This window comes from Micromonospora sp. NPDC005252, assembly GCF_042872475.1.
In the GTDB taxonomy this organism is placed as follows: Bacteria; Actinomycetota; Actinomycetes; order Mycobacteriales; family Micromonosporaceae; genus Micromonospora.
The window spans coordinates 399,578-416,349 of the sequence record NZ_JBIAKN010000002.1 but is presented as its reverse complement, the minus strand read 5'-3'; the positions used below and the strand labels follow the sequence as shown (position 1 = coordinate 416,349).

The 16,772-nt window shown below is 73.0% G+C and carries 13 protein-coding genes; all 13 read left to right on the top strand.

The features are described 5' to 3' along the window. The first annotated feature begins 341 nt into the window (after positions 1-341). The 13 genes from mraZ (at position 342) to ACFYPH_RS07630 (ending at position 16,604) form a co-directional block, all read left to right on the top strand. On the top strand, positions 342-773 hold the full coding sequence (mraZ, locus tag ACFYPH_RS07690; RefSeq protein WP_355066874.1) for a division/cell wall cluster transcriptional repressor MraZ: 432 nt from the start codon (positions 342-344) through the stop codon (positions 771-773). 206 nt (positions 774-979) lie between these two features. Beyond that, positions 980-2,020: a 16S rRNA (cytosine(1402)-N(4))-methyltransferase RsmH gene (gene rsmH / locus ACFYPH_RS07685; protein ID WP_355066914.1), complete on the top strand. Its 1,041-nt coding sequence runs from the start codon at positions 980-982 to the stop codon at positions 2,018-2,020. Between the two features lie 59 nt (positions 2,021-2,079). Next, on the top strand, positions 2,080-2,685 hold the full coding sequence (locus ACFYPH_RS07680; protein WP_354856129.1) for a hypothetical protein: 606 nt from the start codon (positions 2,080-2,082) through the stop codon (positions 2,683-2,685). 3 nt (positions 2,686-2,688) lie between these two features. Beyond that, positions 2,689-4,890, top strand: a complete 2,202-nt coding sequence (locus ACFYPH_RS07675) for a penicillin-binding transpeptidase domain-containing protein (protein ID WP_387180018.1) — start codon at positions 2,689-2,691, stop codon at positions 4,888-4,890. 52 nt (positions 4,891-4,942) lie between these two features. Beyond that, positions 4,943-6,505 (top strand): UDP-N-acetylmuramoyl-L-alanyl-D-glutamate--2,6-diaminopimelate ligase, encoded by a 1,563-nt coding sequence (locus tag ACFYPH_RS07670; protein ID WP_354856131.1) that lies wholly within the window; start codon positions 4,943-4,945, stop codon positions 6,503-6,505. Beyond that, the gene (murF, locus tag ACFYPH_RS07665; protein WP_387180015.1) at positions 6,502-7,899 is read left to right on the top strand and encodes a UDP-N-acetylmuramoyl-tripeptide--D-alanyl-D-alanine ligase; all 1,398 of its coding nucleotides are present in this window, start codon (positions 6,502-6,504) and stop codon (positions 7,897-7,899) included. Before ACFYPH_RS07670 ends, murF begins: the two co-directional genes overlap by 4 nt. Further along, positions 7,896-9,020 carry a phospho-N-acetylmuramoyl-pentapeptide-transferase gene (gene mraY / locus ACFYPH_RS07660; RefSeq protein ID WP_354856133.1) on the top strand — a complete coding sequence of 375 codons (1,125 nt, stop codon included), beginning with the start codon at positions 7,896-7,898 and terminating at the stop codon, positions 9,018-9,020. Before murF ends, mraY begins: the two co-directional genes overlap by 4 nt. A gap of 574 nt (positions 9,021-9,594) precedes the next feature. Next, entirely contained in the window at positions 9,595-11,007 is a 1,413-nt protein-coding gene (locus ACFYPH_RS07655) for an FtsW/RodA/SpoVE family cell cycle protein (protein WP_387180539.1), read from the top strand. Next, the gene (murG, locus tag ACFYPH_RS07650) at positions 11,007-12,113 is read left to right on the top strand and encodes an undecaprenyldiphospho-muramoylpentapeptide beta-N-acetylglucosaminyltransferase (RefSeq protein ID WP_354856134.1); all 1,107 of its coding nucleotides are present in this window, start codon (positions 11,007-11,009) and stop codon (positions 12,111-12,113) included. The genes ACFYPH_RS07655 and murG overlap by 1 nt, the downstream gene beginning before the upstream one ends. Beyond that, the gene (gene murC, locus ACFYPH_RS07645) at positions 12,110-13,675 is read left to right on the top strand and encodes a UDP-N-acetylmuramate--L-alanine ligase (RefSeq protein ID WP_387180012.1); all 1,566 of its coding nucleotides are present in this window, start codon (positions 12,110-12,112) and stop codon (positions 13,673-13,675) included. The genes murG and murC overlap by 4 nt, the downstream gene beginning before the upstream one ends. After that, a complete protein-coding gene (locus ACFYPH_RS07640; RefSeq protein ID WP_387180010.1) occupies positions 13,672-14,490 on the top strand; it encodes a cell division protein FtsQ/DivIB in 819 nt (272 codons plus the stop codon). The genes murC and ACFYPH_RS07640 overlap by 4 nt, the downstream gene beginning before the upstream one ends. A 245-nt stretch (positions 14,491-14,735) precedes the next feature. Further along, a complete protein-coding gene (gene ftsZ / locus ACFYPH_RS07635; RefSeq protein ID WP_234588050.1) occupies positions 14,736-15,851 on the top strand; it encodes a cell division protein FtsZ in 1,116 nt (371 codons plus the stop codon). A gap of 9 nt (positions 15,852-15,860) precedes the next feature. Beyond that, positions 15,861-16,604 carry a YggS family pyridoxal phosphate-dependent enzyme gene (locus ACFYPH_RS07630; protein ID WP_354856137.1) on the top strand — a complete coding sequence of 248 codons (744 nt, stop codon included), beginning with the start codon at positions 15,861-15,863 and terminating at the stop codon, positions 16,602-16,604. Positions 16,605-16,772: the final 168 nt, after the last annotated feature.

The window sequence follows — 16,772 nt, the reverse complement described above, 5'->3', positions numbered from 1 at the left end:
GCGAGCGAGGTTACCGGACCGCCCGCTTCACCAGATCGCCGCCGACGGTGAACCGTTCGGCCGTGGCATCCGCGCGGGTGGGCGGTTCGCGCTCCACCGGACGGAGTCGATCTATGTCGGAAAGCGGACCACGCCGGGGGAGGGCTCCGGCCCTCCACTCCGCTCCACCCCGTGTGACGTGCGGTTTTGCGCGTGAATCGGCCGCGCCACGCGGGCGAATCTGGTTGCAGGTGGAGGGAAGTGGAGTAAGGTGGGGCCCAATGGTGAGGCCGGGAGGGCTCACCGGCCCGGGGGGTCAGCGGCGCCGCGAACGCCGCTCAAGGGCGAGGGGGTAGGGCCGGATGTTCCTCGGCACCCATACTCCGCGCCTGGACGACAAAGGCCGGTTGATCCTTCCGGCCAGGTTCCGGGATGAGCTGGCGGGGGGTGTCGTGGTCACCAAAGGGCAGGATCGTTGCCTCTATGTCTTTCCGACACCCGAGTTCCAGCGGATCGCGGAGCAGTTGCGCGCGCAGCCGATGACGCACAAGGCGGCCCGGGCCTACAGCCGGGTCTTCTTCGCCAGCGCGCACGACGAGGTGCCGGACAAGCAGGGCCGCGTGACGATTCCGGCACACCTTCGGGAGTACGCGGCACTCGACCGTGACCTGGTGGTCATCGGCGCGAGCACACGGGTGGAGATCTGGGACAAGGTCGCCTGGGAGACCTACCTCGCCGAGAGCGAAGACGACTTCGCCGACATCGAGGAGGGGGTGCTGCCCGGCGGTCTGTAGGGCGGAACGGCGCCCGACGTACTGCGAGATCTCCAGCCGCTTTCGAGTTCCTGGCACCCCTTCCCCGGTGCCAGGCGCACGATCCAGTCATCGGGCGAGCGTCCGGTGTCCGGCGGGAGCGGATGGGGATCTGGCGGTACGACGGCAGCGCCGTCGCCACGGCAGGCGCGCGAGAAGAACGGACGTTTCAACCAGTGGGGGTCGACATGGGGGAGTTGCGCGGCACGCACGTGCCGGTGCTGCTCGAGCGGTGTCTCGAGCTGCTGGCCCCCGCGCTGGGTCGAGGCGGCCGGACGGTGCACGTCGACGCGACGCTCGGCCTGGCCGGGCACGCGGAGGCGGTGTTGGAGGCACACCCGGAGACGGTCCTGATCGGGCTCGACCGGGACACCGAGGCGCTCGCTCACGCGCGGGTCCGGCTGGCGCGGTTCGCCGACCGGGTGCACCTGGAGCACGCCGTCTACGACGAGCTGCCCGAGGTGCTGGAGCGGCTGGGCTATCCGGGCATCGACGGGATCCTGTTCGACCTGGGTGTCTCGTCGCTGCAACTGGACGCGCCCGACCGCGGGTTCGCGTACGCGCAGGACGCGCCGCTGGACATGCGGATGGACCAGACGCGGGGGGTGACCGCCGAAGAGGTGGTCAACACGTACGCCCATCCGGATCTGGCCCGGGTGCTGCGGGTGTACGGCGAGGAGAAGTTCGCCGGCCGGATCGCCTCGGCGATCATCCGCGAGCGCGAGCGCGCCCGGATCACCTCGTCCGCGCGGCTGGCGGAGCTGGTCCGGGACTCCATTCCGGCACCAGCGCGACGAACGGGCGGACACCCGGCAAAGAGAACGTTTCAGGCTTTACGGATCGAGGTAAACAGAGAGCTGGCAGCGCTGGAGACGGCGCTGCCGTCCGCGCTCGACGCTCTGACCGTGGGCGGTCGCATGGTGGTCCTGTCCTACCACTCGCTGGAGGACCGGCTCACCAAGGCGGCGCTCGCGGACCGGGTCCGCAGTAAGGGCCCGATCGACCTCCCGGTTGAGCTGCCCGGGTCCGGTCCGACGTTCCGGCTGCTCAGCCGGGGCGCCGAACTGCCCGGGGAGGAGGAGGTCGCCGCGAACCCGCGCGCCGCTTCGGTGCGGTTGCGGGCAGCGGTTCGACTCGACCCGAACGCGACAGAACAGGCGCGGACCGACCGCGAACGGTCCCGCCGCAGGGTGAAGGGGATGCACCAACCGGGCACTGGGTCAGCCTGATCCGTGGGGGATCAGGGGCACCGGGACGGCAGAGGGACGGATGTAGAGGGGGAGGGGACATGAACATTGACAAGCGCGACCGCCGGGACGTCACCGGCGGCGGGCAGCGCGCACCGCGGTCGGGGGGCCGGACCGCGGCGGAGCGAGCCCCGCGCGTGGGGAACGGTACGCCACGCATCGATCGAGTCAACCGGCAGGGGGAGGCTCGCGCCCGGGGGGCGCGCGAGTTCCCGACCCAGGGCAGCGCCGCGCTGCGTCCGGCCGAGAAGGCCGGCGTCGCGGCGACCGCTCGCTCGCCTCGGCTGCGGGTGGCGCCGCCGCCGCCGGTGTCGGTGCCGCGTGCGCCGTTCGCGGCGCTGATCGTGGTGCTGGTGGTCGGCGGGGTGCTCGGCATCCTGGCGGTCAACACCAAGATCAATGAGAACGCGTTCCGGCTGGAGAAGCTGCAGCAGCAGCAGGCCCGACTGGACCTGGAGAAGCAGCAGCTGGACAAGCAGATCACCGAGTACGAGGCGCCGGGCAACCTGACCGCCGAGGCGCGTCGGCTGGGCCTGGTGGACGCCGGTGAGCCGGCGTACATCCGGATGCCGGACGGCAAGACCATCGGCGTGCCGAAGCCGGCGACCGGCCAGCCGTCGGTCACCAGCCAGGGCGCGGGAGGCTGACCAGTGCCACCGAGGTCGGACGAGCCGCGCCGGAACCCCCCGGGGTCCCGGCGCGGTTCTTCGCGTGCGGCCGGGCCCGCCGACGAGGAGTCGCGGGCCGGCGAGCCGGGCATCGGGGGCATCTCCGGCGCCCGCGCGTACACCCCGAGAGGCCGGACCGTCCGCGAGGGCACACCGGCGCGCGGCGGGGCCGCCGAGCAGCGGCGTACCCCGCGTAGCACCCGGTCCGGCGACCCGTTCCGGCCGGCGTTGCAGGTGCTCGACGGCGGCCGGGCCGCCGCCCGTTCGGGCCGGCGGGACGCTCCGGCGGCCGGCCGGGGCGGCGTCGTGCGGACCGTCGCGCCGCGCACCCCGCGCGGGCCGGCCGGCGACGAGCCGCCGCCGCGGCGCCGCACCACGCCGCGCGCGCCCGGCCGCGCCGACCGACCGGCGGCCCGCCGTCCGTCGCGCAAGCCGCCGCGCCCGCCGAAGCTCGCCGACCCGCGGCTGCGGCTGCGCCTGGGCACCGTGCTCACCCTGGCGCTCTTCGTCGTCATCGGGGTGCGGTTGATCTTCCTGCAGGCGGTCGACACCCCGGCCTACGCCGGTGGTGGCGTCGCCGACCGGACCCGCACGGTCGAGCTGCCCGCGCCGCGCGGCGCGATCTACGACTTCCGGGGCGAGCCGCTGGCCCACAGCGTCGAGGCGCGGTACGTGTTCGCCGACCCGACGCTGATCGAGGACCGGCCCGCCACCGCCAAGGCGCTCTCGCCGCTGCTCGGCATCCCGGTGTCCAAGCTCACCGACCTGATGAAGCCCCGCAAGCTGGAGAACGGCAACCCGTCGCGGTTCGAGTACCTGGCCCGGGGGGTGGAAATCCCGGCGGCCAAGCAGGTGCTGGCGTTGGAGCTGCCCGGCATCGGGGTGCACCGCGACGAGCGCCGGGAGGTGCCCGGCGACGACCTGGCGGCCAACCTGATCGGCTTCACCAGCCAGGACATGGTCGGGCTGGAGGGTCTGGAGGCCCGCTACGACGACCTGCTCGCCGGGCAGGACGGCAAGCGGGTGTACGAGGCCGGCCTCGGTGACCTCGCCGCGCCGATCCCCGGCGGCTACAGCAAGACGACCCCGGCCAAGCCGGGCAGTTCGCTGACCCTCACCATCGACCGGGACCTGCAGTTCCGCACCCAGCAGATCCTCAGCGCGGGGATGGCGGGGCAGCGGGGCGCGACCGCCGCCGCCGTGATCATCGACGTCGCCACCGGCGAGGTGCGGGCCCAGGCCAGCGACCCCACCTACAACGCCGCCAAGCCGGTGCCGAGCGATCCGGTCGCCCGCGAGGACGCCGCGACCAGCTTCGTGGTCGACCCCGGCTCGGTGCACAAGGCGATCACCTACGGCGCGGCGCTGCAGGAGGGGGTGATCACCCCGGACACGACGCTGCCCATCGCGAACAGCATCAAGAAGGGTGACACCTGGTTCTCCGACACCCACCCGGCCAACGGCCGGAAGATGAGCGTGCCCGGGATGCTGGCCTTCTCGTCGAACGTCGGCGCGATCACCGTCGCCGACCGGCTCGGCCCGGAGCGGCTGATCGACTACCAGAAGCGGTTCGGGCTGGGCAAGCCCACCGGCGAGGGCCTGCCCGGCGAGGCCAGCGGCCGGCTGCTGCCGGTCGACGAGTGGAGCGGGTCGTCGGCCGGGTCGGTGCCGATCGGGCACAGCGTCGACGCCACGCCCCTGCAGATGGCCGCCGCGTACGCCGCCATCGCCAACGACGGCACGTACGTGCAGCCGCACCTCGTGAAGGAGACGATCGGCCCGGACGGCAAGCGCACCCCCGCGCCGGCGCCGGTCACCCGCTCGGTGCTCAGCCCGCAGAACGCGGCGGCGCTGCGCACCATGCTGGAGGCGGTCACCACGGTCGAGGGCGCCACCGGCACCCTGGCGGCGGTCCCCGGCTACCGGGTCGCCGGCAAGACCGGCACCGGTTGGCGTCTGGTGGACGGCAAGAAGCAGCCCGGCGAGGTGTCCTCCTTCATCGGCATGGCCCCCGCCGAGAAGCCCCGGTACGTGATCGCGGTCTTCGTGTACGCGCCCGGTGGTGGGGGCGCGGCGATCGCCAACCCGGCGTTCCGCGACATGATGCAGTTCACGCTGCGTCACTACCGCGTGCCGCCGTCCCCGAGTGGTTCCGCACCCAAGTTCGTGGTCTATCCGCGCTGACCAGCGGAGGCGCGACATCATCGGTGAGTGCCGACGAACCACCGGGGCGGCTGTGCGGCCGGAACCGGGCGACCGGGTAGGGTCTGACGCCGTGCCCGGCAATCCACGTCCACGTACCGTGACCGGCGTCCGGCTCGGTGACCTCGCCGTCCGGCTCGCCGTCGACCTCCCGGCGGACGCCGCCGACGTGGTCGTCACCGGTGCCACCCACGCCAGCCAGGAAGTCCGCCCTGGCGACCTGTACGCGGCCCTGCCCGGCGCCCGCCGGCACGGCGCGGAGTTCGCCGTCGGCGCGGCCGAGGCCGGCGCGGTGGCCCTGTTGACCGACCCGGCCGGCGCCGAGCTGGCGGCGGCGAGCGGCCTGCCCGCCCTGGTGGTGCCCGACCCCCGCGCGGTGCTCGGCGAGCTGGCCTCGGCGGTGTACGGCGACCCGACGGCGGCGCTCACCGTGATCGGCGTGACCGGGACCGCCGGCAAGACCTCCACGGCGTACCTGGTCGAGTCGGGGTTGCGCGCCGCCGGGCACACCACCGGGCTGATCGGCACCGTGGAGACCCGGCTCGGCGATCTGGTGATCGACAGCGTGCGCACCACCCCGGAGGCGACCGACCTGCACGCGATGCTGGCCACCGCCCGGGAGCGCGGCGTCACCGCCGTGGTCATGGAGGTCTCCAGCCACGCCCTGGCCATGGGCCGGGTCGGCGGGGTGCGCTTCGCCGTCGGCGGGTACACGAACTTCGGCTCCGACCACCTGGACTTCCACGCCGACAGCGCCGACTACTTCGCCGCCAAGGCGCAGCTCTTCGACGGCCGGTGCGCGGTCGAGGTGCTCAACCACGACGATCCAGCGCTCAAGCCGCTCTACAAGCCGGCGACGGTCAGCTACTCGGCGGCCGGCGACCCGACCGCGACCTGGTGGGCCGACGGCGTCGACGGCGAGGGGTACGCGCAGCGGTTCACCGCGCACGGCCCGGACGGCGTGGCGCTGACCGCCGGGGTGGCGCTGCCCGGGCGGCACAACGTGGCCAACGCGCTGCTGGCGATCGCCGCCCTGGTGGGCGCCGGGGTGGAGCCGGCGACCGCGGCGGCGGGCGTGGCCGCCTGCGGTGGCGTGCCCGGCCGTCTGCAACTGGTCGACGTCGTCGGGCCGGTACGCGGGGTCGTCGACTACGCGCACAAGGCCGACGCGATCGTGGCCGCGCTGGCCGCGCTGCGCGAGCTGAGCGCCGGCCGGCTGATCTGTGTGATCGGCGCCGGCGGGGACCGCGACCGGGGCAAGCGCCCGGTGATGGGCGCCGCCGCGGCCGAGGGGGCCGACGTGGTGCTGGTGACCGACGACAACCCGCGCACCGAGGACCCGGCGGAGATCCGCGCCGAGGTGCTCGCCGGGGCGTACCGGGCGGGCACCGCCGCCCGGATCATCGAGGTGGCCGGTCGCCGGGACGCGATCGACGAGGCGGTCCGACTGGCCGAGCCGGGCGATGTGATCGCGCTGCTCGGCAAGGGCCATGAGCGGGGCCAGGAGGTGGCGGGCGAGATGTTCCCGTTCGACGACAGCACCGAGCTGGCCGACGCGCTGCGGGCCCGCTTCTCCGACCGGGCGGGTCAGCGGTGATCGCGCTGACCCTGGCCGAGGTGGCCGCGGCGGTCGACGGGCGGCTCGTGCACGCGGACCCGGCCGCCACCGTCAGCGGTTCGGTCGAGTTCGACTCGCGCAAGGTGGGGCCCGGTTCGCTCTTCGTGGCCTTCCCGGGGGAGAAGGTCGACGGGCACGACTACGCGGCGACGGCGCTGGCGGCCGGCGCGGTGGCGGTGCTCGGCACCCGCGAGGTGCCCGAGGTGCCGATGGTGCTGGTCGACGACGCGCTGACCGCGATGGGCCGGCTGGCCCGCGCGGCGGTGGCCCGGCTGCCCGAGCTGACCGTGATCGGTGTGACCGGCTCCTCGGGCAAGACCACCACGAAGGACCTGATCGGCCAGCTCACCGCCCGCCTCGGCGCCACGGTGGCCCCGCCCGGCTCGTTCAACAACGAGCTGGGCCACCCGTACACGGCTCTGCTGGCCGGGCCGGACACCCGCTACCTGGTGATGGAGAAGGGCGCTCGCGGCATCGGGCACGTGCGTTACCTGTGTGAGCTGGTGCCGCCCCGCATCTCGGTGGTGCTCAACGTCGGCACGTCGCACATCGGCGAGTTCGGCTCGCAGGACAACATCGCGCTGGCCAAGGGCGAGCTGGTCGAGGCGCTGCCGGCCGACGGCCTCGCCGTGCTGAACGCCGACGACCCCCGGGTGGACGCCATGGCGGGTCGCACCCGGGCCCGGGTGGTCCGCTACGGCGAGGCCCCGGACGCCGACCTGCGCGCCGAGGACGTCACGCTCGACGAGCGGGGGCATCCGTCGTACACCCTGGTCACGCCGGAGGGGCACGTGCCGGTGCGGCTCGCGTTGACCGGCCGTCACCAGGTCGGCAACACCCTCGCCGCCGCCGCGGTCGCCCGGGAGCTGGGCATGCCGCTGGCCGACCTGGGCACGGCCCTCGGCGAGCTGGGGCTGAAGTCCACCCGGCGGATGGACGTCTTCGACCGGCCCGACGGGGTGACGGTCATCGACGATTCGTACAACGCCAACCCGGCCTCGATGGCTGTCGCGCTCCGGGCGCTCGCCAGCCTCGGTCGGGGGCGGCGTACCGTCGCGGTGCTCGGTTACATGGCCGAGCTGGGCCCGTTCGAGCGCGACGGCCACGCCGAGGTCGGCCGTCTCGCGGCCGAGCTGGGTGTCGACCGGCTGCTCGTGGTGGGTGAGCCGGCCGCGCCGATCCACGAAGGCGCGACAGCGGTAGCGAACTGGGGAGGAGAGTCGGTGCTGCTCACCGATCAGGCGGCGGCCGTCGAGGTGCTGCGGGGCGAGCTACGGCCGGGCGACGTCGTCCTGGTCAAGGGCTCCCGGTACCGGACCTGGGAGGTGGCCGACGCCCTGCGCGCCGACGCCGCCGAGGAGGCCGGTCGATGAGGGCCATCATCGTCGCCATCGGGGTGGCCTTCGTCGTCTCGCTGTTCTGCACGCCGATCGCGATCAAGGTGTTCACCCGGCTCAAGGCCGGCCAGCCGATCCGGTCCGACGGCCCGGCCATGCACCAGGGCAAGAAGGGCACGCCCACGATGGGCGGCGTGGTCTTCATCCTGGCCACGGTGATCGCGTACGTGGCCGGGCACCTGGCCCTGACCACCCTGCCGGACGCGCAGATCGCCCAGGTGGAGCCGACCATCACGGCGCTGGTGCTGCTGGGGCTGATGGTGTTCTCCGGCGCGGTGGGCTTCCTCGACGACTTCCTCAAGGTGCGCAAGCGCAACAGCGCCGGCCTCAACAAGCGTGGCAAGTTGCTCGGCCAGATCCTGGTCGGCGCGGTCTTCGGGGTCATCGCGCTGTGGTTCCCGAGCACCATGACCGACGCGACGGGTAAGGCCACCAACACCCAGACCGTGGGCAGCACCACGCTGAGCTTCATCCGGGACATCGACTTCCTGGAGGTCAGCAAGGTCGGCGCGGTGATTATCTTCATCTTCGTGGTGATGGCCGCGACGAACGGCGTCAACCTCACCGACGGACTGGACGGTCTGGCCACCGGCGCCTCGGTGATGGTTCTCGCGGCGTACGCGCTTATCGCGTTCTGGCAGTACCGGCACTGGTGCGCCGACCCGAGCTACACCCAGCCGTACTGCTACGAGGTCCGTGACCCGTTGGAGATCGCGCTGATAGCCGGGGCCGCAGCCGGGGCCTGTGTGGGCTTCCTGTGGTGGAACACGTCCCCGGCGCGGATCTTCATGGGTGACACCGGGGCGCTGGGCCTGGGCGGCCTGATCGCCGGCATGGCGATGTCCACCCGGACCATCCTGCTGCTGCCGATCATCGGCGGGCTCTTCGTGATCATCACGATGTCCGTGGTGATCCAGATCATTTCCTTCCGGACCACCGGCAAACGCGTGTTCCGGATGTCGCCGCTGCAGCACCACTTCGAGTTGGCCGGCTGGAGCGAGGTCAACATCGTGGTCCGGTTCTGGATCATCGCCGGCATCGGTGTGGCCATCGCCCTGGGCCTGTTCTACAGCGAGTTCCTCGCCAACATGACCTGATCCACCCTGTTCACCCGCCTGCCTGCCTGCCCGGCCGGCCGGCCGGGCGGTGCGGTGTGCGCGTAGCCGGTCGGGTGGCAGGGTAGTCGAACTCTCCTTTGCTCTGCTTCAACGGACGCAACACTCGCGCGGCAAAAGTGTTGCGTGGGGTGAAGCAGAGCAAAGGGGTGAGGCGCCTTCCCTGGGGGGCGAAGCCCGACACGCCCGGTGCATCGTTGTGGGCCTGTCGGGCGTGCCGAACGGTGATGATGTCCGGGTGGGGGAGGAACCAGGCACCGAGGACAGGACAGCCGGTCGACCGCGACGGTCATCGGGCACGGCGCGTGCGGCGGAGGCCGGCCGCGCGGCCCGCGAGCCCGACCGCGCGGCCCGCCAGGCGGACGGCCCGGCGCGTCCGGCGGAAGGCGCAGCGCGTCCGGCGGAAGGCGCAGCGCGTGAGCCGGGCCGGGGAGCGCGTGAGCCGGGCGCCCCGGGACGTGCGGCGGGATCGACGGGGCGTGCGGCGGGATCGACGGGGCGTGAGCCGGAGGGCGGCGCTGCCGTCCCGCTGCGCGGATTCGACGCGGCCGGTGGGCTGGCCGCGCTGCGTGGCCTGCTGGACCGGCCGCTGGCGTCCTACTACCTGCTGCTGTCCTGCGCCGGCCTGCTGCTGCTGATCGGGCTGACCATGGTCTTCTCGGCGACCAGCGTGAAGGACTACGCCGAGGACGGCAACGCCTCGGCCTCGGTGACCAAGCAGGCGATCTTCGCGGTGATCGGCATCGGGGCGTTCTGGGCCTGCCAACGCCTGCCCGCCAGCACCTACCGGTCGCTGGGTCGGCCGTTGCTGATCACCTCGGTCGCGCTGCTGGTGGTGCTCAACCTGCTGGTCGGCTACGCCCGGCTCACCGGTCAGCGGTCGGCCGGGTTCGGGCCGGTCGAGGCGCGGCTGAACTGGCTGTTCGTCGGCGGGATCCAGCTACAACCGTCCGAGTTGGCCAAGTTCGCGATGGTGCTCTGGGGTGCGCACATCGTCGCCCGCAAGGGCGCCGCACTGGGGTGGTGGCGCGAGTTGGCCACCCCGCTCTTCCCGGTGGTCGGCCTGCTCTTCGTCCTGGTCGGCTACAACGACACGGGCACGATGCTCTGTCTGCTGGCCCTGGTGGTCGGCCTGCTCTGGGCCGCCGGGGTGCGGATGCGGGTCTTCGGCGCCCTGGCCACTGCCGGTCTGATCGGGATCGGCCTGCTGGTCGCGGTGGCCTCGCTGGGCGCCGGCTCCGGAGAGCGCGGCGCGGACAACTACCGGCTCGCCCGACTGGACATGTTCTTCAATCCACCGGACCCGGAGACCTGCAAACTCAACGACTGCCTCCAGTTCTACCAGGGGCGGCTGGCCATCGAGCACGGTGGCTGGTTCGGTGTCGGGCTGGGCAAGGGCAGCCTGAAGTGGGACTGGCTGCCCGAGGCGCACAACGACTTCATCTTCGCGATCATCGCCGAGGAGTTGGGCGTGATCGGCTGCGCGGTGGTGCTGAGCCTGTTCGCGGTGCTCGCGTACACCGGTCTGCGCATCGCCCGACGGGTCGACGACCCGTTCCGGCGGCTCGCGGCCGCCGCGGTGACCACCTGGCTGGTGAGCCAGGCGGTGATCAACATCGGTGGGGTGGTCGGGCTGCTGCCGATCACCGGCCTGCCGCTGCCGTTCATCTCCGACGGCGGAAGCGCCCTGGTCGTGACGTTGGCCGGCATCGGCATGCTGGCGTCCTTCGCCCGCGCCGAACCCGATGCGGCCAGAGCGCTGCATGCCCGTCCGCCGGCCCGGTGGGTCCGACTACTCTGGGCCCCGTTGCCGCCGCTTCCCGGCCGGCGTCGCCGACCGGCGCCGCCGCCGGCCGGCCGAGGGTCCGTGCCCCGGTCCCGCGAGCGGCGCCAGGACGACCAGGCCGCACCGCGCGGCGCCCGGCAGGGCCGGAGCCGCCAGGGTACGGCGAGCGAGAGGAGACGCTGATGGGTCCGCTGCGTTCGGTGGTGCTCGCGGGAGGTGGCACCGGGGGGCATATCTACCCGCTGCTCGCCTTCGCCGACTGCCTGCGCCGACACGACCCGGGCGTCCGGATCACCTGCCTCGGCACACCCAAGGGCATGGAGAACGAGCTGATCCCGCCGCAGGGTTACGACCTGCGGCAGATCCCGGCGTACCAGCTGCCCCGGTCGGTGAACATGAACCTGGTGCGTACGCCGGGCCGGATGTGGACCGCGGCCCGCGCCGCGGGCAAGGTGATCGACGAGGTACGCGCCGACGCGGTCGTCGGCTTCGGCGGGTACGTCTCGGTGCCGGCCTACCTGGCCGCGTGGCGCCGCGAACTGCCCATGGTGATCCACGAGGTGAACGTGCCGCCGGGCGTGGCCAACCGGCTGGGCATGAAGTTCACCAAGAACATCGCGGTCGGCTTCCCGCACCAGCCGAGCCAGGCCGAGTCGCTGCGCGACGCGACGGTGGTGGGGGTGCCGCTGCGCCGCAGCATCGCCTCGCTGGATCGGTACGCGCTGCGCAACGCCGCCCGCGCCCACTTCGGGCTCCGCCCCGACCTGCCGGTGCTCTTCGTCGCGGGCGGCTCGTCGGGCGCCCGCTCGATCAACCTGGCGGTCTCCGGCGCGGCCAAGGAGTTGGCCCGCAACGGTGTGCAGGTGCTGCACGTGATGGGGGCCCGCAACGAGCCGGTGCCGATCCCCACCGACCTGCCGGTGCCGTACGTGACGCTGCCGTACCTGTCCGAGATGGAGCTGGGCTACGCGGCGGCCGACCTCATGCTGGCCCGGGGCGGGGCGATGACCGTCGCCGAGGTGGCCGCGATCGGCCTGCCGACGATCTTCGTGCCGTACCCGCACAGCAACCAGGAGCAGAAGCGCAACGCGCTGCCCGTGGTGGAGGCTGGCGGCGGGCTGCTCGTCGACGACGGGGAGCTGACCCCGGACTGGCTGGAGCGCGCGGTGATCCCGCTGATCCGCGATCCGCAACGGCTCTACGCGATGGGCGCCGCGGCGTCGGCGTACGGGCGGCGCGACGGTGACGAGGCGCTGCGCTCGTTCGTCCTCGAGGCGGTGGCTCGGTGACCGCGCAGTTCACCCCGGCGGGCACGCTGACCGCCGAGGACCTGGGCGCCGTCCACCTGATCGGCGTGGGCGGGGTGGGCATGCTCGGCGTGGCCCGACTGCTGCTCACCCGGGGCATCCGGGTCTCCGGCAGCGACCTGCGCGAGTGGCCCTCGCTGGCGGGTCTGCGGGCGCTCGGCGGCACCATCTACCTCAGCCACGAGGCGACCAACCTCGACGGGGTGGACACCGTCGTCTACTCCTCGGCCATCCCGAAGGACCACCTGGAACTGGTCGAGGCCCGTCGACGCGGCCTGCGGGTGCTGCACCGCTCGGAGGCCCTGGCGGCGGCGATGACCGGTCGCCGGGCGGTGGCGGTCGCCGGCACCCACGGCAAGACCACCACCACCTCGATGGTGACCATGGTGCTCCAGCAGGCCGGGGTCGACCCGTCCTTCGTGATCGGCGGGGAGATCTCCGAGGTCGGCTCGGGCGCGCACCACGGCACCGGCGAGTACTTCGTGGTGGAGGCCGACGAGAGCGACCGCTCGTTCCTCATCTACCGCCCGTACGTTTCGATCATCACGAACGTCGAGCCGGACCACCTGAACACCTACGGCGACTACGCGACGCTGGAGGCGGCGTTCGTCGAGTTCGCCCGCCTCACCGATCCGAACGGGTTCATCATCACCTGCGCCGACGACCCGGGCGGTCGGCGGTTGGCGGCGACCCTGCGCGCCGAGGGGCGGCGGGTGTTCACCTACGGCGCGGCCGAGGACGCCGACCTGCGGCTGACCGAGATCGTCTCCTCCGCGCGGGGGGTGCGCTACCTGGCCGCGATCGACGGCCGGTCGCTGGGCGAGTTCCGGCTGCCGGTGCCGGGGCGGCACATGGGGCTCAACAGCGCCTCGGCGGTGCTGACCGCGTACCTGCTCAAGCTGCCGCTGGAGGCGGCGGAGGCGGCGCTGGCGGTCTTCCCCGGCGTGCGACGGCGCTTCGAGCGCAAGGGCGTCGCGGACGGCGTGCTGGTCTACGACGAGTACGCCTACCACCCCACGTCGATGACGCTGGCGATGCAGACGCTGCGCGAGGTGGCCGGCGACGGACGGTTGATCGTCGTCTTCCAGCCGTACCGGCTGTACCGCACCCGCGACAACCAGGCGGAGATCGCCGAGGCGCTGGCCATCGCCGACGAGGTGGTGCTGCTGGAGGTCTTCGGGCCGGGCGAGCTGCGCCAGCCCGGTGAGGGCTCGGCGGCGCTGATCGAGGCGGTGGCGCTGCCGGCCGAGCGGAAGGTGTTCGTCGACTCCTGGGATGCCGCGCCGGTCGAGGTGGTCCGCCGGGCCCGCCCGGGGGACGTGGTGGTGACCATGGGCGCTCCGCCGATCTCGCTGATGGGTGACGAGCTGCTGGCCGCCCTGGGCGCGCGTACCGCCGAGTCCGCGCCGGGGGCGACGGTCGACCCGGTGGCCACGACCCCGGCGATCGGCCAGCCGGTGCCCGGCGGGTCCACGGCCGGTGGCGACGGGGCGGCGCTCGGGGGCGCCGCCGCACCGGACGGCGCGGCCCCCACGGCCGGATGAGCCCCGGCCCCGCCCGAGGGCGGACCAGCGGCGCCGACGGCGGCGCCCCACGACGCGGTCCGGTCCGGCGTTGGCAGTTGGTCCGGGCCGGCAGCGACGCGGTGCCGGCGTCGACCCGCCGCTTCATGGCCCGGGCCCGGCAGCGCCGGATGCGGGCGGCGTTGCCGTGGGCGGTGGCCGCCGGGGTGCTGGCCCTGCTCGGGATGGTCGCCTGGACGGTCCTCGGTACCGGGCTGTTCGGGGTCCGCACGGTGACGGTCGAGGGCGCCAAGCTGGTCACGGACGTGCAGGTGCGCGACGCGGTGGGGGTGGCCGACGGGGTGCCACTGGCCCGGGTGGATCTGGCGGCCGCCGCGCGTCGGGTCGGCGCGTTGGCGCCGGTGGAGCGGGCCACGGTGTCGCGGGACTGGCCGGGCACGCTTGTGGTCCGGGTGACCGAGCGGACGGCGGTGGCGGTGGTGCCGCAGGCGGACACGTTCGCGCTTGTCGACCGCAGCGGCGTGGCGTTCCAGACGGTGGCCCGCCGCCCCGCCGGGCTGCCGCTGGTGCAGGTGGCCCGGCCCGCCGCCGACGACCCGGACACCCGGGCCGCGCTGGAGGTGCTCGGGGCGCTGACCCCGCAACTGCGGGCCGAGCTGGTGGAGCTGAGGGTGGAGGGGCTGGCCCGGATCAGCCTGCGGCTGCGCGGAGACCGCACGGTGGTCTGGGGCGACGCCACGCGGGGTACGGACAAGGCCCGGGTGGCCACCGCGCTGCTCGACGAGGACAGCAAGCGCATCGACGTGAGCGCGCCTGACGTGGTGACCTTCCGCTGACCGGTGAGCGTGCTCCGGACGTGACGAGTCGCGCTCCGGCGGCGACACGCCGGTCAGGTCCTTGGCTCATCGCGTGGTGGCGCTTACGTTGCCCCGAAGAGGTTCAGTGGTTGACATAACTGTAAGCCTCTAGTAGAGGGTGAGGGTTCACCCCTGACTCTCGCTGGTGACAGCTGTCGTCGGCCGCTGGTCTGGCCACGCCGTACCCGGTCGGCCGAAGCCAATCTCGAAGGAAAGGACCGGAGATGACACCTCCGCACAACTACCTGGCGGTCATCAAGGTCGTCGGCATCGGGGGCGGCGGCGTCAACGCCGTCAACCGGATGATCGAGGTTGGGCTCAAGGGCGTCGAGTTCATCGCGATCAACACCGATGCCCAGGCGCTGCTGATGAGTGACGCCGACGTCAAGCTCGACGTCGGCCGGGAGCTGACCCGTGGCCTGGGGGCCGGGGCCAACCCGGACGTCGGCAAGAACGCCGCGGAGGACCACCGCGACGAGATCGAAGAGGTGCTCAAGGGCGCCGACATGGTCTTCGTGACCTGCGGCGAGGGTGGCGGCACCGGCACCGGCGGCGCGCCCGTGGTGGCCAACATCGCCCGCAAGCTCGGCGCGCTGACCATCGGCGTGGTGACCCGCCCGTTCTCCTTCGAGGGCAAGCGCCGCCAGGTGCAGGCCGAGACGGGGATAGACGAACTCCGCAACCAGTGCGACACGCTCATCGTCATCCCGAACGACCGGCTGCTGGCGCTCGGTGACCGCAACATCAGCATGATGGACGCCTTCCGCACGGCCGACCAGGTGCTGCTCTCCGGTGTGCAGGGCATCACGGACCTGATCACCACCCCGGGTCTGATCAACCTGGACTTCGCCGACGTCAAGAGCGTGATGAGCGGCGCCGGCAGCGCGTTGATGGGCATCGGCAGCGCCCGCGGGGAGAACCGCGCGGTCGAGGCTGCCGAGGCGGCCATCTCCAGCCCGCTGCTGGAGCAGAGCATGGACGGCGCGCGCGGCGTGCTGCTCTCCATCGCCGGCGGCTCCGACCTGGGCCTGTTCGAGATCAACGACGCGGCCCAGCTGGTCACCGACGCGGCCCACCCGGACGCCAACATCATCTTCGGCGCGGTGATCGACGACGCGCTCGGCGACGAGGTGCGGGTGACTGTCATCGCGGCGGGCTTCGACGGTGGCACGCCGGCGTACAAGGCGGCCGAGCCGACCCGCAAGACCAACACCAACCAGCCGGCGCCGCAGAGCACCCCGGTGCCGCCGCCGGCCACCCTGCCGGCTCCGGCCCAGTCGCCGCGCCGGGTGCTCTTCGACGACGTGGACGTGCCCGACTTTCTCAAGAACGGTTCCTGAGCGCCGCCGATGACCGACAGTTCAGCCACGGTACGACCGGACCGCCGCGCCGAACTCGCGGCCGGCCTGGCCCAGGTGCGAGCCCGGATCGCCGACGCCTGCGCGGACGCGGGCCGGGACCACGCCGACGTCACGATGATCGCCGTGACCAAGACGTACCCGGCCGGGGACGTGCTGGCGTTGGCCGGGCTCGGGGTGACCGACATGGGGGAGAACCGCGACCAGGAGGCGGCCGGCAAGGCCGCCGAGGTGGCTGCGGCCGGCGTACGCCCCCGCTGGCACTTCATCGGGCAGTTGCAGCGCAACAAGGCCCGCTCGGTCGTCCGCTACGCCGACGTCGTGCACTCGGTGGACAGCGTGCGGCTGGCCCGCGCGCTGGGTAACGCGGCGGCGGAGCGGGAACGGCCGCTGGACGCCCTGGTGCAGGTGAGCATCGACGGCGACCCGGCGCGCGGCGGCGCGTTGCCCGACTCGGCCGATGAGGGCGCGGGGCTGGAGGCGGTCGCCGCGGCGGTGGCCGACGCGCCCGCGCTGCGGTTGGCCGGTCTGATGGCGGTGGCGCCGCTGGGGTGGTCGCCGGAGCGGGCCTTCGCCCGACTGGCCGAGGTGGCCGAGGCGTTTCGGACGCTCCATCCGGGAGCGACAGCGTTGTCGGCGGGAATGAGCGGCGACCTGGAAATCGCGATCCGATACGGCGCGACACATGTCCGCGTCGGTAGCGCGTTGCTCGGAATGCGTCCCACGCTGCGGTAGCCTGACCGCGAGACAGGCAAATTACATCAGTGTTGTTTCAGGGCGGCGGATCCTTGTGGGGGTCGTGACGCGCGACGCGAATCGCGCGCCAGGGGGATTGCCGTTCCGGTCCGATGGGCATGGTTGTCCACTCGCGACGGGCGACATGGCACGGGGGCGAGTGCCGCA